General features: G+C 35.2%; 21 protein-coding genes, 1 pseudogene and 1 riboswitch. Of the genes and pseudogenes, 15 read left to right on the top strand and 7 right to left on the bottom strand.

Annotation, left to right across the window (positions count from 1 at the left end):
• Nucleotide 1: 1 nt before the first annotated feature.
• Nucleotides 2-862 (top strand): GNAT family N-acetyltransferase, encoded by an 861-nt coding sequence (locus tag AABL52_RS18945; RefSeq protein WP_341518196.1) that lies wholly within the window; start codon nucleotides 2-4, stop codon nucleotides 860-862.
• 33 nt (nucleotides 863-895) lie between these two features.
• Here the strand turns inward: AABL52_RS18945 and AABL52_RS18940 are convergent, their stop codons facing one another.
• A complete protein-coding gene (locus AABL52_RS18940) occupies nucleotides 896-1,456 on the bottom strand; it encodes a cysteine hydrolase family protein (RefSeq protein WP_341518195.1) in 561 nt (186 codons plus the stop codon).
• A 182-nt stretch (nucleotides 1,457-1,638) separates the two neighbouring features.
• Here AABL52_RS18940 and AABL52_RS18935 point away from each other — a divergent pair, with 182 nt between their 5' ends.
• On the top strand, nucleotides 1,639-1,899 hold the full coding sequence (locus tag AABL52_RS18935) for a DUF6123 family protein (RefSeq protein ID WP_001195212.1): 261 nt from the start codon (nucleotides 1,639-1,641) through the stop codon (nucleotides 1,897-1,899).
• 2 nt (nucleotides 1,900-1,901) lie between these two features.
• Here the strand turns inward: AABL52_RS18935 and AABL52_RS18930 are convergent, their stop codons facing one another.
• The 3 genes from AABL52_RS18930 to AABL52_RS18920 all read right to left on the bottom strand — a co-directional run bounded on the left by AABL52_RS18930 (nucleotide 1,902) and on the right by AABL52_RS18920 (nucleotide 4,151).
• A complete protein-coding gene (locus AABL52_RS18930) occupies nucleotides 1,902-2,807 on the bottom strand; it encodes a DMT family transporter (protein WP_341518194.1) in 906 nt (301 codons plus the stop codon).
• Between the two features lie 13 nt (nucleotides 2,808-2,820).
• The gene (locus tag AABL52_RS18925; RefSeq protein WP_000573873.1) at nucleotides 2,821-3,207 is read right to left on the bottom strand and encodes a reverse transcriptase-like protein; all 387 of its coding nucleotides are present in this window, start codon (nucleotides 3,205-3,207) and stop codon (nucleotides 2,821-2,823) included.
• A gap of 71 nt (nucleotides 3,208-3,278) precedes the next feature.
• Complete coding sequence (locus AABL52_RS18920; RefSeq protein ID WP_341518193.1) at nucleotides 3,279-4,151, bottom strand: aldose 1-epimerase family protein; 873 nt, start codon at nucleotides 4,149-4,151, stop codon at nucleotides 3,279-3,281.
• A 132-nt stretch (nucleotides 4,152-4,283) separates the two neighbouring features.
• Nucleotides 4,284-4,328, top strand: a riboswitch (PreQ1 riboswitch).
• A 6-nt stretch (nucleotides 4,329-4,334) separates the two neighbouring features.
• Here AABL52_RS18920 and AABL52_RS18915 point away from each other — a divergent pair.
• The 3 genes from AABL52_RS18915 (at nucleotide 4,335) to AABL52_RS18905 (ending at nucleotide 5,820) form a co-directional block, all read left to right on the top strand.
• Nucleotides 4,335-4,823 (top strand): QueT transporter family protein, encoded by a 489-nt coding sequence (locus AABL52_RS18915; protein WP_001026476.1) that lies wholly within the window; start codon nucleotides 4,335-4,337, stop codon nucleotides 4,821-4,823.
• Nucleotides 4,824-4,971: 148 nt separating this feature from the next.
• Nucleotides 4,972-5,631 carry a ribonuclease H family protein gene (locus tag AABL52_RS18910; RefSeq protein ID WP_341518192.1) on the top strand — a complete coding sequence of 220 codons (660 nt, stop codon included), beginning with the start codon at nucleotides 4,972-4,974 and terminating at the stop codon, nucleotides 5,629-5,631.
• 12 nt (nucleotides 5,632-5,643) lie between these two features.
• The gene (locus tag AABL52_RS18905) at nucleotides 5,644-5,820 is read left to right on the top strand and encodes a zinc-finger domain-containing protein (RefSeq protein ID WP_000358801.1); all 177 of its coding nucleotides are present in this window, start codon (nucleotides 5,644-5,646) and stop codon (nucleotides 5,818-5,820) included.
• Between the two features lie 33 nt (nucleotides 5,821-5,853).
• Here the strand turns inward: AABL52_RS18905 and AABL52_RS18900 are convergent, their stop codons facing one another.
• Complete coding sequence (locus AABL52_RS18900) at nucleotides 5,854-6,102, bottom strand: DUF2564 family protein (protein ID WP_000534395.1); 249 nt, start codon at nucleotides 6,100-6,102, stop codon at nucleotides 5,854-5,856.
• 119 nt (nucleotides 6,103-6,221) lie between these two features.
• Nucleotides 6,222-6,419 carry a cold shock-like protein CspB gene (cspB, locus tag AABL52_RS18895; RefSeq protein WP_001161731.1) on the bottom strand — a complete coding sequence of 66 codons (198 nt, stop codon included), beginning with the start codon at nucleotides 6,417-6,419 and terminating at the stop codon, nucleotides 6,222-6,224.
• 266 nt (nucleotides 6,420-6,685) lie between these two features.
• On the opposite strand from cspB, the gene AABL52_RS18890 reads away from it, so the two are divergent.
• The 8 genes from AABL52_RS18890 to AABL52_RS18855 all read left to right on the top strand — a co-directional run bounded on the left by AABL52_RS18890 (nucleotide 6,686) and on the right by AABL52_RS18855 (nucleotide 13,243).
• Nucleotides 6,686-7,414: a YqcI/YcgG family protein gene (locus AABL52_RS18890; RefSeq protein WP_340420886.1), complete on the top strand. Its 729-nt coding sequence runs from the start codon at nucleotides 6,686-6,688 to the stop codon at nucleotides 7,412-7,414.
• 138 nt (nucleotides 7,415-7,552) lie between these two features.
• The gene (locus AABL52_RS18885; protein ID WP_340421033.1) at nucleotides 7,553-8,185 is read left to right on the top strand and encodes a LysE family transporter; all 633 of its coding nucleotides are present in this window, start codon (nucleotides 7,553-7,555) and stop codon (nucleotides 8,183-8,185) included.
• Between the two features lie 19 nt (nucleotides 8,186-8,204).
• Complete coding sequence (locus AABL52_RS18880) at nucleotides 8,205-8,498, top strand: hypothetical protein (protein WP_000286363.1); 294 nt, start codon at nucleotides 8,205-8,207, stop codon at nucleotides 8,496-8,498.
• A gap of 82 nt (nucleotides 8,499-8,580) precedes the next feature.
• Nucleotides 8,581-9,210 (top strand): sterol desaturase family protein, encoded by a 630-nt coding sequence (locus tag AABL52_RS18875; RefSeq protein WP_341518191.1) that lies wholly within the window; start codon nucleotides 8,581-8,583, stop codon nucleotides 9,208-9,210.
• Nucleotides 9,211-9,457: 247 nt separating this feature from the next.
• Nucleotides 9,458-9,799 carry a DUF485 domain-containing protein gene (locus AABL52_RS18870; RefSeq protein ID WP_341518190.1) on the top strand — a complete coding sequence of 114 codons (342 nt, stop codon included), beginning with the start codon at nucleotides 9,458-9,460 and terminating at the stop codon, nucleotides 9,797-9,799.
• Between the two features lie 2 nt (nucleotides 9,800-9,801).
• Entirely contained in the window at nucleotides 9,802-11,352 is a 1,551-nt protein-coding gene (locus tag AABL52_RS18865) for a solute symporter family protein (protein WP_071721936.1), read from the top strand.
• A gap of 180 nt (nucleotides 11,353-11,532) precedes the next feature.
• The gene (locus AABL52_RS18860) at nucleotides 11,533-12,882 is read left to right on the top strand and encodes an aminotransferase (RefSeq protein WP_141552780.1); all 1,350 of its coding nucleotides are present in this window, start codon (nucleotides 11,533-11,535) and stop codon (nucleotides 12,880-12,882) included.
• Between the two features lie 82 nt (nucleotides 12,883-12,964).
• Nucleotides 12,965-13,243: a DUF3986 family protein gene (locus AABL52_RS18855; protein ID WP_341518189.1), complete on the top strand. Its 279-nt coding sequence runs from the start codon at nucleotides 12,965-12,967 to the stop codon at nucleotides 13,241-13,243.
• Between the two features lie 63 nt (nucleotides 13,244-13,306).
• Here AABL52_RS18855 and AABL52_RS18850 read toward each other — a convergent pair whose 3' ends face one another.
• Complete coding sequence (locus AABL52_RS18850; protein ID WP_098873124.1) at nucleotides 13,307-14,470, bottom strand: cation:proton antiporter; 1,164 nt, start codon at nucleotides 14,468-14,470, stop codon at nucleotides 13,307-13,309.
• Nucleotides 14,471-15,314: 844 nt separating this feature from the next.
• Here AABL52_RS18850 and AABL52_RS18845 point away from each other — a divergent pair.
• Both AABL52_RS18845 and AABL52_RS18840 read left to right on the top strand, forming a co-directional pair.
• Nucleotides 15,315-15,416 carry a helix-turn-helix domain-containing protein gene (locus tag AABL52_RS18845; protein ID WP_000599306.1) on the top strand — a complete coding sequence of 34 codons (102 nt, stop codon included), beginning with the start codon at nucleotides 15,315-15,317 and terminating at the stop codon, nucleotides 15,414-15,416.
• Nucleotides 15,392-15,547, top strand: a pseudogene (locus tag AABL52_RS18840) (zinc ribbon domain-containing protein); the annotation flags it as partial. The gene AABL52_RS18845 and the pseudogene AABL52_RS18840, both read left to right, overlap by 25 nt.
• Between the last annotated feature and the right edge of the window lie 174 nt (nucleotides 15,548-15,721).

The raw sequence follows: 15,721 nt of genomic DNA, 5'->3' as shown, positions 1-15,721 counted from the left end.
TATGCTTGAATTGGAAATTAGGGTGGAGCGTCTTAGGAGAGAACAAATAGACGATATTGTAGCATTAGCTTCTTATATTGGGTGGGATTATAACAGAGAAGAAATTGAGACTATTTTTGATTCAGGTATCGTATATGGTGTGTGGAATGAGAGGGAGAAACTAATTGCTAGCGCGGCAATAATATTATATGGGGAGAAATTAACGTCTATCGGAATGGTCATTGTACATCCAGATTATAAGGGGAGAGGGATTGGAAAGGCGATAACGAATTCATGCATTAAGAGCGTATCGGTTCAAACTCCCATTATGCTTATTGCTACGGATGAAGGAAAGCCGTTATATGAAAAACTAGGATTTAGGGCAGTAAGCTATGTTTCTAAATACATATGTAACTCGTACAATGCGAATCATAAATGTGCAGAAGCTGAAGAATATATGATGGGTTATAAAGAGGAGGATTTAGAAGAGATAATAAAAATAGATGAAGGCGCATTTGGAACAAGTCGAAACGAGTTTTTAAAACAAAGAATTGTGCAAAGTGATCAGTGTGTCGTTGTAAAGGATACAAAAGAAAATGTAGTAGGATACGGTATAAGTATACAAACGCCAGAAAATAAAATAATAGGACCGATCGTTGCTAAAAATGATGCAATGGCAATGAGAATAGTACATGCTTTAGCAAGAGGGCATGATGGGAGATTAAGAATGGATGTACCAAAAGGAAAGGACGATTTTCTGAAAGAGTTAGAGAGTGCTGGTTTTCAAAAGGTGAATACACCACCAATAATGATGAAAAATAGCAATCAATTATTAAAAAGGAATAATGAGTTATATAGCATTGCAGCACAAATTTTTGGATAAAAAAGAATCCTTCTGAATGAAGGATTCTTTTTATTAATCACGATATTGGTCGTGAGTTGGTTGAAAGAGGTCTTCCTCGATATCTCTCACCATAGAAAAATGATCAACGTTATAATGACCGTGTAGAGTTTTATTATGATGACCAATGATTTGCTCAGCAGATAATACGTTAGAGTCAGTTGTGGAATGACCGTTTTTAATTAATGTAACGTCAAATCCTTGTACAGTAGCTGTTCTAACAGCGGTGTCGATGCAATGTTCTGTTTTACATCCACCGATAACGATATGGTTAATTTTTTCTTCTTTCAAAAGTTCGAGTAAAGAAGTGCCATAGAATGCGTTTGTTGCTGCTTTATTAATAAGGATTGCAGACTGAGGTACGTTAATTTTATTATGTACTTCAAATCCTTCTCCGCTGCCAGAAGCAACATCGATATCTCTTACGAAAACAATAAGGGCATTTGCATCTATCGCTTTCTGTACGGCTGTATTTAGTGTAGATAATAACTCTTTTTTATGAAAAACTTCTTTTTCTTGTTCATTCCCATCCATTAATTCTTGCTGCGCATCGATAATTAATAATGCTTGTTTCATCGTGTCTCCCCTTTAATATGAAATAAGTTCCACTATACATATTCATTCATATTGCAAGGAAATCCTCTATTGTCTATACAGTAGACGATAGATTTACAAAGTTGTCAAAGAAATTTCATTCTCATAGCGTGTAAAAACATGTATGATAGGAGATGGAGAATTTTTGAGTAGGTGGGAATAACATGCAAACAGTAGAAGATTATCTTTCATTCTTACATACGAAAGGATTTAAATTATCAGAGGAAGCACAAGGATTTATTATGTTCGGACAAGGATATACTGGTGCATCTGATGGAATTGTGAACGCAGCAATAGAAGCGACAATTAAACATCAATTACAGTTTGATGGGAGTTATTTTGTTGCGTTATTAGAACGATTGAAAGAAGAAGAAATTACAGATAAAAAAAGCGCTAAGGCTTTTATGCGTAAGTTACAAGCGTAACTTCATGCAGCCTGCGCTTCTTTTTTTGTTTTGGAAGGTAATTCAACAAAAACCATGCCTAGGAAAATACATAGGCATCCGATAATAGCAGAAATAGAAAGTTGTTCGTTTGCAACGAGAACGCCTGTTAAGGCAGCAAAAACGGGCTCCATTGCGAAAATGATTGCTACTCTCGTTGGAGACGTATGTTTTTGTGCTGATGTTTGAATGAAAAAAGCAATGGATGTCGCGAATAGGGAAGTTAAAAATAGAGCAAATAAAAAGGAAGAATTCGTCCATAGTGCCATTGAAAATAATTTTTCCCAATCTTCAAACAAAAAGGCGCAAATAGAAGAAAACATGCCGACAGCTAATACTTGCGACGTGCTTAATAATAAAGGTGATATTTTCTTAGAGAAGAAGCCGTTAACGAGAATATGAGCAGCGAAAGCGACTGCACAACCGAGAACGAGTATATCTCCAATGTTTAATTGAAAAGAATCACCAGCCGTTAATAAGTATAAACCTGTTGTTGCTACAGCAATGCCCATTACGATAAAAATGGTAGCTTTTTGTTTTAAAAAGATAAAAGACAAAATGGGTACCATAACGATACTAAGCCCTGTTAAGAAACCAGCTTTTGAAGAAGTTGTATAAAGTAAGCCGAATGTTTGTAACACATAGCCAACACATAAGAAGAATCCAACGATTAATCCAGCGAGGCTACTCTGTTTTATATCTTGTTTTGATGTTTTTTTTACGAAAATCATTTGAACGAATAATAAAATAATTCCAGCAAATAAAAAGCGAATGCCATTAAAGGTAAATGGACCAACGAAAGACATAGCATTTTGAACGACAACAAATGTAGCTCCCCAAATAAAAGAGACAAATAATAAAGCAAGAGGAGCAATCCAATCTTTTTTCACACCCATACCCCCGTTAATTTTGTAAGATAGCTTTTCTAGCTAACTCATCAGCAACTTTATTTTGACTACTTGGAATCCACTTAATAAAAAAGAGGTCGAAACTTTTTATGTACTGCAGTGCTTCTTCTAATAGTGGTGCAAACATTTTATTTTTTGCGTATTCTTTTTCGACAGCTCGCTCAACAAGTTGCGAATCTGTACGAAAAGAGACAATGTTATAATTATGCTCCGTGCAATATTTTAATGCCGCAAGTAAAGCGTGGTATTCTGCTTCATGATTGGACATTGTCCCAAGGGGCAATGATAATTGTACAGCTGGTTGAACCCCTTTAATAAATACGCCTGCACCAGAAGGACCAGGATTTCCTTTTGATGCACCATCAATATATACTTCAATCAAAATGAGAAACCTCCAAATGATAAGATGATCCCCTACTTATATGTTTCCTTTTAAGTAGGGGATAGAGTAAGTTAGCCGATTGTAATACTATAACGACATGTAAATATTTCATTCGCTTGTAAAGATTGAATTCCTTTTTTTTCCTTGAAATCTTTTACTGGAGTTACTTCATCTGCAATTCCGTACCAAGGTTCAATACATAAGAAAGGTGCATTCTCGCCTGGTGTCCATATGCCGACAAATGGGAATCCGTCAAATTCTACTTTTACAAATTTATTATGTTTATGAGAACGAATAGAGATTTCATCCGTATTCATATTTTCAAAAATAAGTGCATCATTTTTGAATAAATCATATGTAAGTGGTAATTCATTCGTATTTTCAGCGATTAATTGCTTTTTACTTGAAAGGTAAGGTCCTTCTAATACGCTTGTTTCTAAGCGTTCAGAACCATTAAATGATAAATGATAATCTGTAAATGATTCGCCCTCTAATAAGGGGAAGTTGAAACCAGGATGTGCTCCGATTGAGAAGAACATCTCTTTTGAAGTAGGGTTATTTACTTCATATGTTACATGAACGATTTGTCCGTCTAGCTCATAAGAAACGAGTAATTCGAATTCGTATGGGTATTTTTTTAATGTTTCTTCATTACTAGTTACAATATAAGTGATTTTCGTTTCACTTTGTTCTTTTACGGAGAATGTAAGATCACGAGCAAAGCCATGTTGTGTTAAAGAATATGGTTCACCATCTACGTAGTATGTATTATCTACTAAACGGCCGACAATTGGGAATAAAATTGGTGCGCGGCGCCCCCAATAAGTAGAATCGCCTTGCCATAAATATTCCGTGTTATCTTCTTTTAAGCGAACGCTTTGTAATTCTGCACCTTGGTCAGAAATGGAAACGATCACTTTTTCATTTTGAATTGTTGCTGTCATGAAGTGAAACCTCCTAAAACTTTCATATATTTTATTATACGTTGTCTAAAAGAAAAAAGGTAGTTAATGATAGGAATCTATTGACGAAAGAGTGTGTATTGCGTAGAATATAATCTTGTTGCTTAAAAAACGAATAACGTGGTTCGAAACCATCCCACGTAAAAAAACTAAGGAGATTTTGTCATGAATATTAGAACATTAGTCGGTAATGGTATTTTAGCGGCATTATATATTGCTGTTTCTATGCTTATTCAGCCATTTGGCTTTACGAATGTACAGTTTCGTATTTCAGAGATGTTTAATCATCTTGTTGTATTTAATAAGAAAGCAATTTACGGAATTGTATTAGGTGTATTTTTAACAAATCTCTTTTTCTCACCAATGATCGCTTACGATTTAGTATTTGGAGTAGGGCAATCTATTCTTGCATTAGTTGCAACGATTATTTCTATGCGATTTATTAAAGGTGTTTGGGCTCGTATGATTTTTAATACAGTTATTTTTACAATTACAATGTTTATGATTGCAATTGAACTTCATCTTGCATTGGGTTTACCATTTATGTTGTCTTGGTTAACATGTGCAGTCGGTGAGTTTGTTGTCATGGCGATCGGTATGCCTGTCATGTACTGGATTAATAAGCGAGTACAATTTGAAAGATTTATGCAATAGATGAAAGAGCTATTCCTAAAGGGATAGCTCTTTTTGTATGTAATCACATTGAATATAATGCTGTGACTCTTGATACAATATAATAAAATAAAGTGAGGCTTTCATTAGCTGGCTACATATAAGAAGTCTTATATAAGGGGAATCTAGTATGAAATATAAAATTCATTGGTTGTATAAAACAAAGCGAGGTTTGCAGACGGAATTAACGACAGATTATATGAACATAGAAGATGTAATACAATTTGCAGATGATTTCGAGAAAACAGGAAGAGTGAAAGAACTATCATTTTATGATGAAATGGATGCAGAATGGTCATTAAAGGAAATGAAAAAGCTGAGTAAACAAGTGGAGGAAGAGCCCCAAGAAATACTCGTTTATTTTGATGGCGGTTATGATGTACAGACGAAAGAAGCTGGAGTAGGTATATGTGTATACTATAAAAAAGGAAATACAAAATACCGAATTCGCCGTAATGCATATATAGAAGGTATATATGATAATAATGAAGCGGAATATGCATCATTACTATATGGTATGAATATACTCGAGGAATTCGGAATTAAGTATGAAGCAGTTACACTTCGCGGCGATTCTCAAGTTGTACTGCAGCAATTGGCTGGAGAATGGCCTTGTTATGATGAGCATTTAAATCATTACTTAGATCAAATTGAACAAAAAGCGAAGCAAATGAAATTAAAACTTGTATGTGAGCCAATATCTAGAAAACAAAATAAAGAAGCGCATCAATTAGCTACGCAAGCATTAGAAGGAACAGTCATTGATAGTCATAAAGAAATAACCGAATAGAGAGGTGCAAAGGTGGATAAAAAGCAACTCATTACAGAGGTAAATGACTTATTAGAAACGTATTGTGAAGGGTGTTTCTTGCGAGAACATAATCGAAAGACAAATAGTAAGTATTACGCTCATTCCTTTTGTATCAGGCAATGTACAGTTGGAGAAACATTGAAAAAGTATGGAGAACAGTTGTCATGAAAAAACATCCAGAGAAAGTTCTCTGGATGTTTTTTAGTGTCTAGCTTCGTTTAGTTGATGCTCGCATTTGCTTAATTTTTTTTCTTCATTCATTAAAAATGGCTCATCTAAATCTGTTGCCACAGATTTCATAATTTCAAGCTGAGAGCGAGCGGCTTCTACAGCAGTAGTAGCATGCTCTAATGTATCTGGATCCATTGAAATTGTCGCTGATCCTACCATTTTTTGTGCTGTTTCTACACGGAATTTTACTTCTTCAAAATCATTTACTTCTGATCCCATTATTACTTCCTCCTTTGTATATTGCGCATTTCACATAGTTTTTGCTCTGTAAAACGGAAATATACAAAGGAATAACAAAGGAGGTTACCAAGTAAGGTAACCTCCTGTTATATGTTGGATTAAAGTTTTACTACGTTAGCAGCTTGAGGTCCGCGGTTTCCTTCAGTAATATCGAAAGATACTTCTTGACCTTCTTCTAAAGCTTTGTAGCCGTCACCTTGAATAGCAGAGAAATGTACGAATACATCGTCAGCGCCTTCCATTTCGATAAATCCAAAACCTTTTTCGTTGTTAAACCATTTTACTTTTCCTTGCATGTTACAATTCCTCCTAAAAACATTTGCTTTTTTCATTTAGTGAAATTCATTTGAAAGATAATATAAACTAAAAATGCTATAATCTTGAATATTCTGCTAAATGATTAATTTAAATATACACGAATTGGTAGAATTTAGTCAAGTAAGCGATTTTATTTTTTTGTATTTTTAAATAATTTTTCAGCTGAATTTTTAAATAGGTATAGGACAGGCCGAGTATGTAATATTCTTAATTGAATGCTATACATAATGAGGTGAAAGAAAGAATGAATGAGTCTTATTTATTAGATAATGAAGGAATGAGAACGAGAACGGACATACCAAATTGGGTTACAAAAGAATTTCAAAATTTTTCGAGTGTCGTGCTAGAACCAACTTTCCCGTGCTATTTCGGCTTAACAGCTTTGAAAAAGAATGAACTTCGTTATTCATTTCTCTCTCATAATGATTGGAGTCATTTGCCACATACAATGTTATCTTTTTTAGAGTTAATGAATGAGCGACCGATTGTAAGAAGAGGATTTTTTCTTTTTGTAGAACCGGAATGTGAGGAACAATCACTGGAATATTATCGTGATTACTTTTGGAAAGTACTACAATATTTACATGAAAACGATGATCAAACATGGCCGAAGCAAATTCCTGAAGACCCAGACCATTACTTATGGGAATTTTCATTTGGTGGTGAACCGATATTCGCATTTGGAAATGCGCCAGCTTATAAACAACGAAAAACTAGGCATTTAGGAAATTCTCTCGTTATTGGGTTTCAACCACGCACCATCTTTGATGGATTAGAAGGAGATCGTCCTAAAGGAGCATATTCAAGACAAACGGTCCGAGATCGAGTTGAAAAGTGGGATCAGCTGCCGAAGCATCCTAACATTAGTCATTATGGTGATCTAGATCATCGGGAATGGAAACAATACTTCATAGGAGACGATGTAGAGCCGATAAAAGGAAAATGTCCTTTTCTTCATAAGTTAGAAAAGTAAGAGCCATCAACCGGATGGCTCTTTTGCATATTTTGGATAAAAAAGGGTATTTTAGTAGTAAATATTTTGATGAAAGCTAGTCTATTTTTAATCATTACATCATTACTTAATAGTAAAGGAAGTAGAAAGGATAGAGCGATGTTTGGAGCGATTATACAACAAATTGTATTAGGTATTTCATTAGCTGCGCCGGTAGGTCCGATTAATATTGAAATGTTAAAACGAGGAATTGAACGAGGTTTTTGGCATGCGTGGGTTGTTGGAATTGGTGGAATGACTGCAGATATTTTGTTTATGCTTCTCATTTATTTCGGCTTATCTTCTGTGTTTATGTATACATATGTACAAGCTTTTATGTATTGCACAGGGTTTTTCTTATTATTTTATTTAGGATTTCAAAGTGTAAAACAAGGAATTTTCCACACGAATATGGAATATAAAAAGGAAGAGGTAGGTGGTCTTAAACAATCGTTTATGGCAGGTTTTTTAATTGCGATATCCAATCCATTAAATCTTGTTTTTTGGTTTGGTATATACGGAAGTACACTTAGCTCATTGCTTACGAAGGTAACGAAACAAGAAGCCTTTTTGTACAGCCTTTGTATTATCGTTGGTATTATTTTATGGAATTTAAATATCGCTTTTTCTGTCCATTTTGGCAGAACTTTATTAAAGCAAAAAGCACTTGGCTATATAACAGCCGGAGCAGGTATTATTTTAGTAGGATATTCTATCCATTTTGCATACAAAGCTTTACAGTTGTTCACATAAGATTGAAGGGGAGATTTTTATGTATCGAACCACTATTGACGGAAAAGAAATTATTATTACGCTAGCACCAAAAATCCGAAAAGAAATTACTGATAGGAATCCACTATATGAAGCGGTATTTCATAATGCAGCAAGATTACTACAAACAAAGCAACCGACGTTTGCGGTAAATCATGAAATATTTGGGCTCATTATTGGAGAGGTTCAAAGAGGAGAAGTAACAGTGTTTGCGGTGGAACATATTATTCCAAAGCAAAATATATTTGGATCGAACAATTTTTTCTCGACAATAGAGCAGCAGGCAAATTTGTAAAGTGAATAGAATAAAATAAAAAATAAAAGAAATAGTCGTAACGATATGTTGCGGCTGTTTTTTTGGAAAAGGGGGAAGGAAGATGAAGAGAGTGGGGAAAGAGTTCTTTTTACAACATGATATCGTTATTATGTATAGTATTTTATTTATTTTCATCATTATTTTAAAAATGCAATTTTTCACATGGATCGGTATGTTGGCGTGTTTATTTGGAATTGTTTTTTATACGCTTAACGAATATAGGACACATCGGTTTTTATTTCACTTAAAACCGCCTAAAAACGTATTTTTATTAAAAATGTTAAGAAGATTACATTATGATCATCACGTATATCCAGATGATTTAAAACTTTTATTTTTGCCAGTATGGTTTAGCATACCAAGCTTTACTATATATTTACTTATATCATACGCTATAGCAAAAAGTGTTACTATTACACTTTCATTTGGAATCGGAATGATTATTATGCTTCTCGTTTATGAATGGAAACATTATATTGCACATAAACCAATTCGTCCGTTCACTAAGTTTGGGCGATGGCTCAAAAAACAGCACATATTACACCATTATAAAAATGAAAAGTTTTGGTTCGGTGTTTCAAATCCAGTATTCGATTTCATATTTGGAACGCTTAAAGATGGAAAAGACGTTGAATTAAGCGAAACAGCTCGTAATTTAGAAAAAGAGAAAAAGACAGAAGTAGTGCGATAAGCACTACTTTTTTATTTTGTTATAACGAGTATGAAAGCTTGGCTGGTACGGAATTGAAGTGCGTAATTTTTATGGTGAAAAAGTATATTAAAAACTTAGGGGAAAATGCCGAAAAATGTCTATCGAAAAATCTTTGCAGGAATGTATGGATTGTCTAAAATGAAAATAAGTTTCTGAATATTTATAAAATTTAGTCTTTAGCTATGCAAGGGGGAATTGTATTTCTAGTAAGAGAGGGGATTGGAGAATGAAACGAGATGATACGTCAGCACGTAAGTTACAAAATGAGGTCAATTATACAGAGGTTGTTCAGTCAGAAGAATTTCAATTGCTATTAAATAAGAAAAAGAAGTTTATCGTTCCGATGAGTATTTTCTTTTTAAGTTTTTTTATTGCATTACCTATTTTAACATCGTATTCAAAGGTGCTCAATACACCAGCATTTGGGGATGTTACGTGGGCATGGGTGTTTGCATTTGCACAATTTATCATGACGTGGTCATTATGTATGATTTATAGCAAAAAAGCGGAATCCTTTGATAAAATCTCGCAAAACATTCTACAAGATATGCAAAAAGGGAGGGGCTGACCTTGAATACAACTGCATTTGCACTATTTTTAATCATCGTTCTTGGTACACTCGTCATAACTTATTTTGCATCGAAGAAAACGAAAAATGCAAGTGAGTTTTATACAGCTGGAGGGGGATTAACTGGTTGGCAAAATGGTCTGGCCATTGCGGGAGATTATATGTCTGCTGCGTCTTTTCTTGGTATAGCCGGAGCGATCGCGTTAACTGGGTTTGATGGGTTCTTTTATAGTATCGGTTTCTTAGTTGCTTACTTAGTTGTATTATATTTAGTTGCAGAGCCACTTCGGAATTTAGGGAAGTACACGTTAGCAGATATGATTGCGGCGCGTTTTGATGCGAAAAAAGTTCGCGGCGTTGCGGCGCTTAATACGATGACGATTTCAATTTTTTATATGATTGCACAATTAGTTGGGGCTGGTGCACTTATTAAATTATTATTAGGGATCGAATATACGACATCCGTTTTAATCGTTGGTACATTAATGACAGTGTACGTTATTTTTGGCGGAATGACTGCGACGAGCTGGGTACAAATTGTTAAGGCTGTATTACTTATGGCTGGTACATTTATTATTTCTGTTATCGTTTTCTCAAAATTTAATTTTAGTGTGACTGAAATGTTCGCTCAAATGAAAACAGCTACGCCATTAAAAGATTCATTTTTAAACCCAGGAGTAAAGTATAAAGATGGTCTTGATACACTTTCTTTAAATTTAGGACTAGTCCTTGGTACTGCTGGATTACCACATATTCTTGTTCGCTTTTTTACAGTACGTGATGCAAAAACAGCACGTCAATCTGTTGTATACGCTACGTGGTTAATTGGCGCATTTTATATTATGACAATTTTCTTAGGATTTGGGGCAGCGGCATTTGTAGGGAATGAGGCGATTATTAAAGCGAATCCTGCTGGTAATATGGCAGCACCTTTATTAGCTAAAGCATTAGGTGGAGATTTCTTATTTGCTTTCGTATCAGCAATTGCCTTTGCAACGATTTTAGCTGTAGTGGCGGGACTTGTATTAACAGCCGCATCAGCATTCGCACATGATTTTTATAATGAAATCATTCGCAAAGGGAAATCAACGGAAAAAGAGCAAGTGTCAATGGCTCGCTATGCGTCTATTGGAGTAGCGGTATTATCCATTATACTAGCGTTATTTGCTCAAACATTGAATGTAGCATTTTTAGTTTCATTAGCATTTGCAGTTGCAGCGAGTGCAAATCTACCAGTTATATTATTCACAATATATTGGAAGCGTTTCAATACAACAGGTGCTATCTCTGGTATGATTGTTGGTCTTGTATCAGCAATTGTTCTCGTAGCGTTAAGTCCAAATGTTTGGAACCCTGTAGCTGGAAAAGCTATATTTGTTGGGGAAGCGATTTTCCCATATACGACACCTGGAATTATTTCAATTCCGCTTGGATTCCTTGCTGCATATTTAGGAACCGTGTTATCTAGTAAGAAAGAAGATGCAGCGAAATTTGATGAGATTCTTGTGAAATCTAATACTGGTCATGGTATTAGTGATGCATCTTCCCATTAAAAAGAGAAGGGCTTTTCGATATATAAGAAAAGCTCTTTTTTTCTTGTAAATATTACTGTAGTGTAAGTAGGATTTTGTCTTAATTTTGTGGAATGAAAATAAGTAGGGAGAAAATTAAATCATCATGGCACCAGCGCAGCTTTTGTGAAAAATAAGTTGTTATGGAAGGTGGAAGAAATGATGAAAACGAAACAGACTGATGAATTATTAGCAAAAGATGAGCAATATGTTTGGCACGGAATGCGTCCCTTTAGTCCAAATAGTACAATGGTAGGGGCAAAAGCAGAAGGGTGCTGGGTTGAAGATATACAAGGAAAACGATATTTAGATGGTATGAGCGGTCTTTGGTGTGTGAATAGTGGATATGGAAGAAAAGAGCTTGCAGAGGCGGCTTATAAGCAATTACAAACATTATCATACTTTCCGATGTCACAATCGCATGAACCGGCTATAAAGCTTGCTGAAAAATTAAATGAGTGGCTTGGAGGAGAGTATGTTATTTTCTTCTCTAATAGTGGTTCGGAAGCGAACGAAACAGCTTTTAAAATAGCAAGGCAATACTATGCGCAAAAAGGTGAACCGCATCGTTATAAATTTATGTCACGTTACCGCGGGTATCATGGAAACACAATGGCTACGATGGCAGCGACGGGACAAGCGCAGCGTAGATATCAATATGAGCCATTTGCTTCAGGATTTTTACATGTAACGCCGCCAGATTGTTATCGTATGCCTGGAATAGAAGCAGAGAACATTTATGATGTAGAATGTGTAAAAGAAGTAGATCGTGTTATGACATGGGAATTAAGTGAAACGATTGCAGCTTTTATTATGGAACCAATTATTACGGGCGGAGGCATATTAATGCCGCCACAAGACTATATGAAAGCTATTCATGAAACGTGTCAAAAACACGGTGCATTGCTCATTAGCGATGAAGTGATTTGCGGTTTCGGACGTACAGGAAAAGCATTTGGATTTATGAATTATGATGTAAAGCCTGATATTATTACGATGGCAAAAGGGATTACGAGTGCATATTTACCGTTATCAGCGACAGCTGTGAAAAAAGAAATATATGAAGCATTTAAAGGGAAGGGAGAATATGAATTCTTCCGTCATATTAATACATTTGGTGGAAATCCTGCAGCTTGTGCATTAGCACTTAAAAACTTAGAGATTATGGAAAATGAAAATTTAATTGAGCGATCTGCACAAATGGGTTCGCTTTTATTAGAGCAATTAAAAGAAGAAATTGGAGAACATCCACTTGTTGGGAATATTAGAGGAAAAGGTCTACTAGTTGGAATTGAACTAGTAAATGATAAAGAGACAAAAGAGCCAATTGATAACGACAAAATTGCAAGTGTTGTAAATGCTTGTAAAGAAAAAGGCTTAATTATAGGACGAAACGGTATGACAACAGCAGGATATAATAACGTCATAACATTAGCGCCACCACTTGTTATTTCAAGTGAAGAAATTGCCTTTGTTGTTGGGACGTTGAAGACAGCGATGGAACGTATTTAATGAATCGAGCGAGCTGTAATATACAGCTCGCTTTTGTTTATTATGTGAAATATGATAAATTTTCAAAGGGAGGGGAATTTTTATGAAGAAATATGATCCTAATCAACATTATCACATCGGATATTATGAAGATGGATATGATTTAGAAGTGACGGCGTACAAAAGAATAAATGAGCCAGTTTGGGATGCTTATATTCCGCATTATGAGGTAACCGATTTTTACAAAAAAGTGGAGCAAATGAAACTAGGTGAACATATAGATGATTACGGTATTAAGGTGTATTCATTTAGTAATGATATGGATGATGAAGAATCACGAATTATGTTTGAAAATTGGTTAAAAACGAACGGAATTGTTTAAAGATAAAATGAAAAAAGAGATTACTATCTTATAAGATAGTAATCTCTTTTTATTGTAGAAAGCTTATTTACTTGCTTTCATTGCTTTATCTTTTGCACCAAAAGTGTATTTTAACATTGGTGGTGTAATCATTGTAGTTAAAATAACGACAATAACGATAGCTGTAAAGTAATCTTGTGCTAGTAGACCTGAAGAAAGTCCTGTTCCTGCGATGATAAGTGCAACTTCACCACGAGAAACCATTCCAGAACCGATAATTGCAGAAGACTTAGCGTCAAATCCAGTCATTCGTGCACCTAAGCCACAACCAATTAGTTTCGTTAATACAGCGATTACTGTTAATGCTAAGATGAACCAAATTTGATTGCCAATACCGTCAAATGTAATATTCATACCGATACTTACGAAGAATACTGGAACGAACATAGCGTAAGCGATTGGTTCTACTTTCTTTTCTACTTCATGTTTGTAGTTCGTTTGAGAAATAGCGATACCAGCTGCGAAAGCACCGATAATACCCGCAATTCCTAATAATTCACCGAAATATGCGAATGAGAAACAGATGATAAGAGCCGCGCTCACGATAGACTCAGATACGCGCAGCGGTGATAACCAGCGCATGATTGCAGGTACACCTTTCCATCCGATTAAAATAATAGAAGCGAAGAATACAACTTTCTTCAAGATAACCATTGTTAAGTTAACATCGTCTGTACCTAAGAAGCTCATTGCAAATGCTAATAAAATAACAACAAGAATGTCATCAAATACAGCCGCGCCCAGCATAGTTGTACTTTCACGTGTTTTCATCTTTCCTAAATCACGAAGTGTTTGTACGGAAATACTAACACTTGTCGCACATAGAAGTAATCCTAAAAATACAGCATTTCCTTGTTCCATCCCCATAACAAGACCAGAAACGTAACCACCTACGAATGGTAGAACGATACCTCCCAGTGCAACTGCTAAAGAAGAATTACGATTTGCGTTTAATTCCTCTAAGTCTGTTTCAAGACCAGCCATAAACATTAAAAGAATAACACCGACATTACTTAATTGTGTTAGAAGCTCTGAATTTTCAATCCAACCTAATATAGCTGGACCGATAACGATACCGACAATTAATTTACCTAGTACAGAAGGTTGACCTAGTCTAACACTAAGATCACCAGCAAGCTTTGTACTTAATAAAATAAGTGCAATTTGAAAGAAAAATTCGAAATCCATCGGATCCTCTCCTCATCATTTTTATTTTTATCTTACGATTTCTCGGAATTTGCCTAATGAAAATATGTAAAACCCATTAAACAAAGGGTCTGATTACAAGTTCTTTTGAACTCGTAATTTGAACCTGTAATTAATATATAATAAAATGTATGAAAAATCAATGAAAAAATAGCAGATTTTCATGATAGGATTCGATTTAGGTATGGAGGGTAACTAACTGTTACGATGTATTTAACCAAGTATAACGAAAGTTAATTAAATATATCAGTAAGCCCTACTAGTCAAGTGATTGGCTAGTAGTGAGGGCGGGCAATCCCTAAAGCTGATTGAACTACAACGTGGCTAGAAATAGCGAGCGTGAATGTCGCGGAAGCAGAAAAAATCAATCAGATCGTGCAAGGTTAAATCCTAAACATTAGAACAATGGGTCTTCCGCATCGAATCATCTAAGTTAATATTGATAAGATCAATGTTCAACGACTATTTTGTATAACTGACGAGAGTACATCACAAGCCTATGGTGGTGGAAAAATCCTCTATCTCTAAGTAGATAAACATATAGTCTGCGCTCATGTGAAAACAGGAGAAGTTCATAAGAGAACTGGCTAAGGAATTGCATCCTTAGTTGAACAAGATAAATTTTATTGAATCTATCAAACTTCATTGAATTTATCGAACATACGTGCTACGTTAGATTCAATGAGGTGAGAATAATAATGAAATTTTCACGAGTTAGTCAAGTATCAGAATTAACAGGTTTGCATCCGAGTAGTCTCAGGAGAATGCTGGTGGAACACGCTACGATTTAGAAGAACAAATCTTTCATTAAAGGAGTTACATTCTGATGATATTGGCGAAGAAGGTCAGACTGATTCCAACGCCTGAACAAGAAAAAGTGCTTAGAAACCATGCTGGTGCTGCAAGATTTGCTCATGTTGCGGCGTAAAATACGACCATTCAGTTCAATCAGAAGGACAGTGGAGTTTAAAAATACGTGAGTGGTGTTGTGTTTCCTGCAATAGCCATCACGATAGGGATGTAAATGCTGCGATAAATTTATCAAGATGGGTAAAATAAATGCTTGATAATAGGAGGTAACGATACTGCCTCGTGTGGAGTGTTATACCCCTCGTCCCTTTGGGGCTGCGAGAACACGATGAAGCACTAACTTGTGTAAATTTGATTGAATTGTATAGATTTAGTTAAGTTTATCGTATCGGAATCACTATATAATAAGAAGAAATAAGGCTA

The sequence above is a fragment of the Bacillus paramobilis genome, from assembly GCF_038096195.1.
In the GTDB taxonomy this organism is placed as follows: Bacteria; Bacillota; Bacilli; order Bacillales; family Bacillaceae_G; genus Bacillus_A; species Bacillus_A mobilis.
Note: the sequence above shows the minus strand (reverse complement) of the source record. Positions and strands in the feature narration are given on the sequence as shown.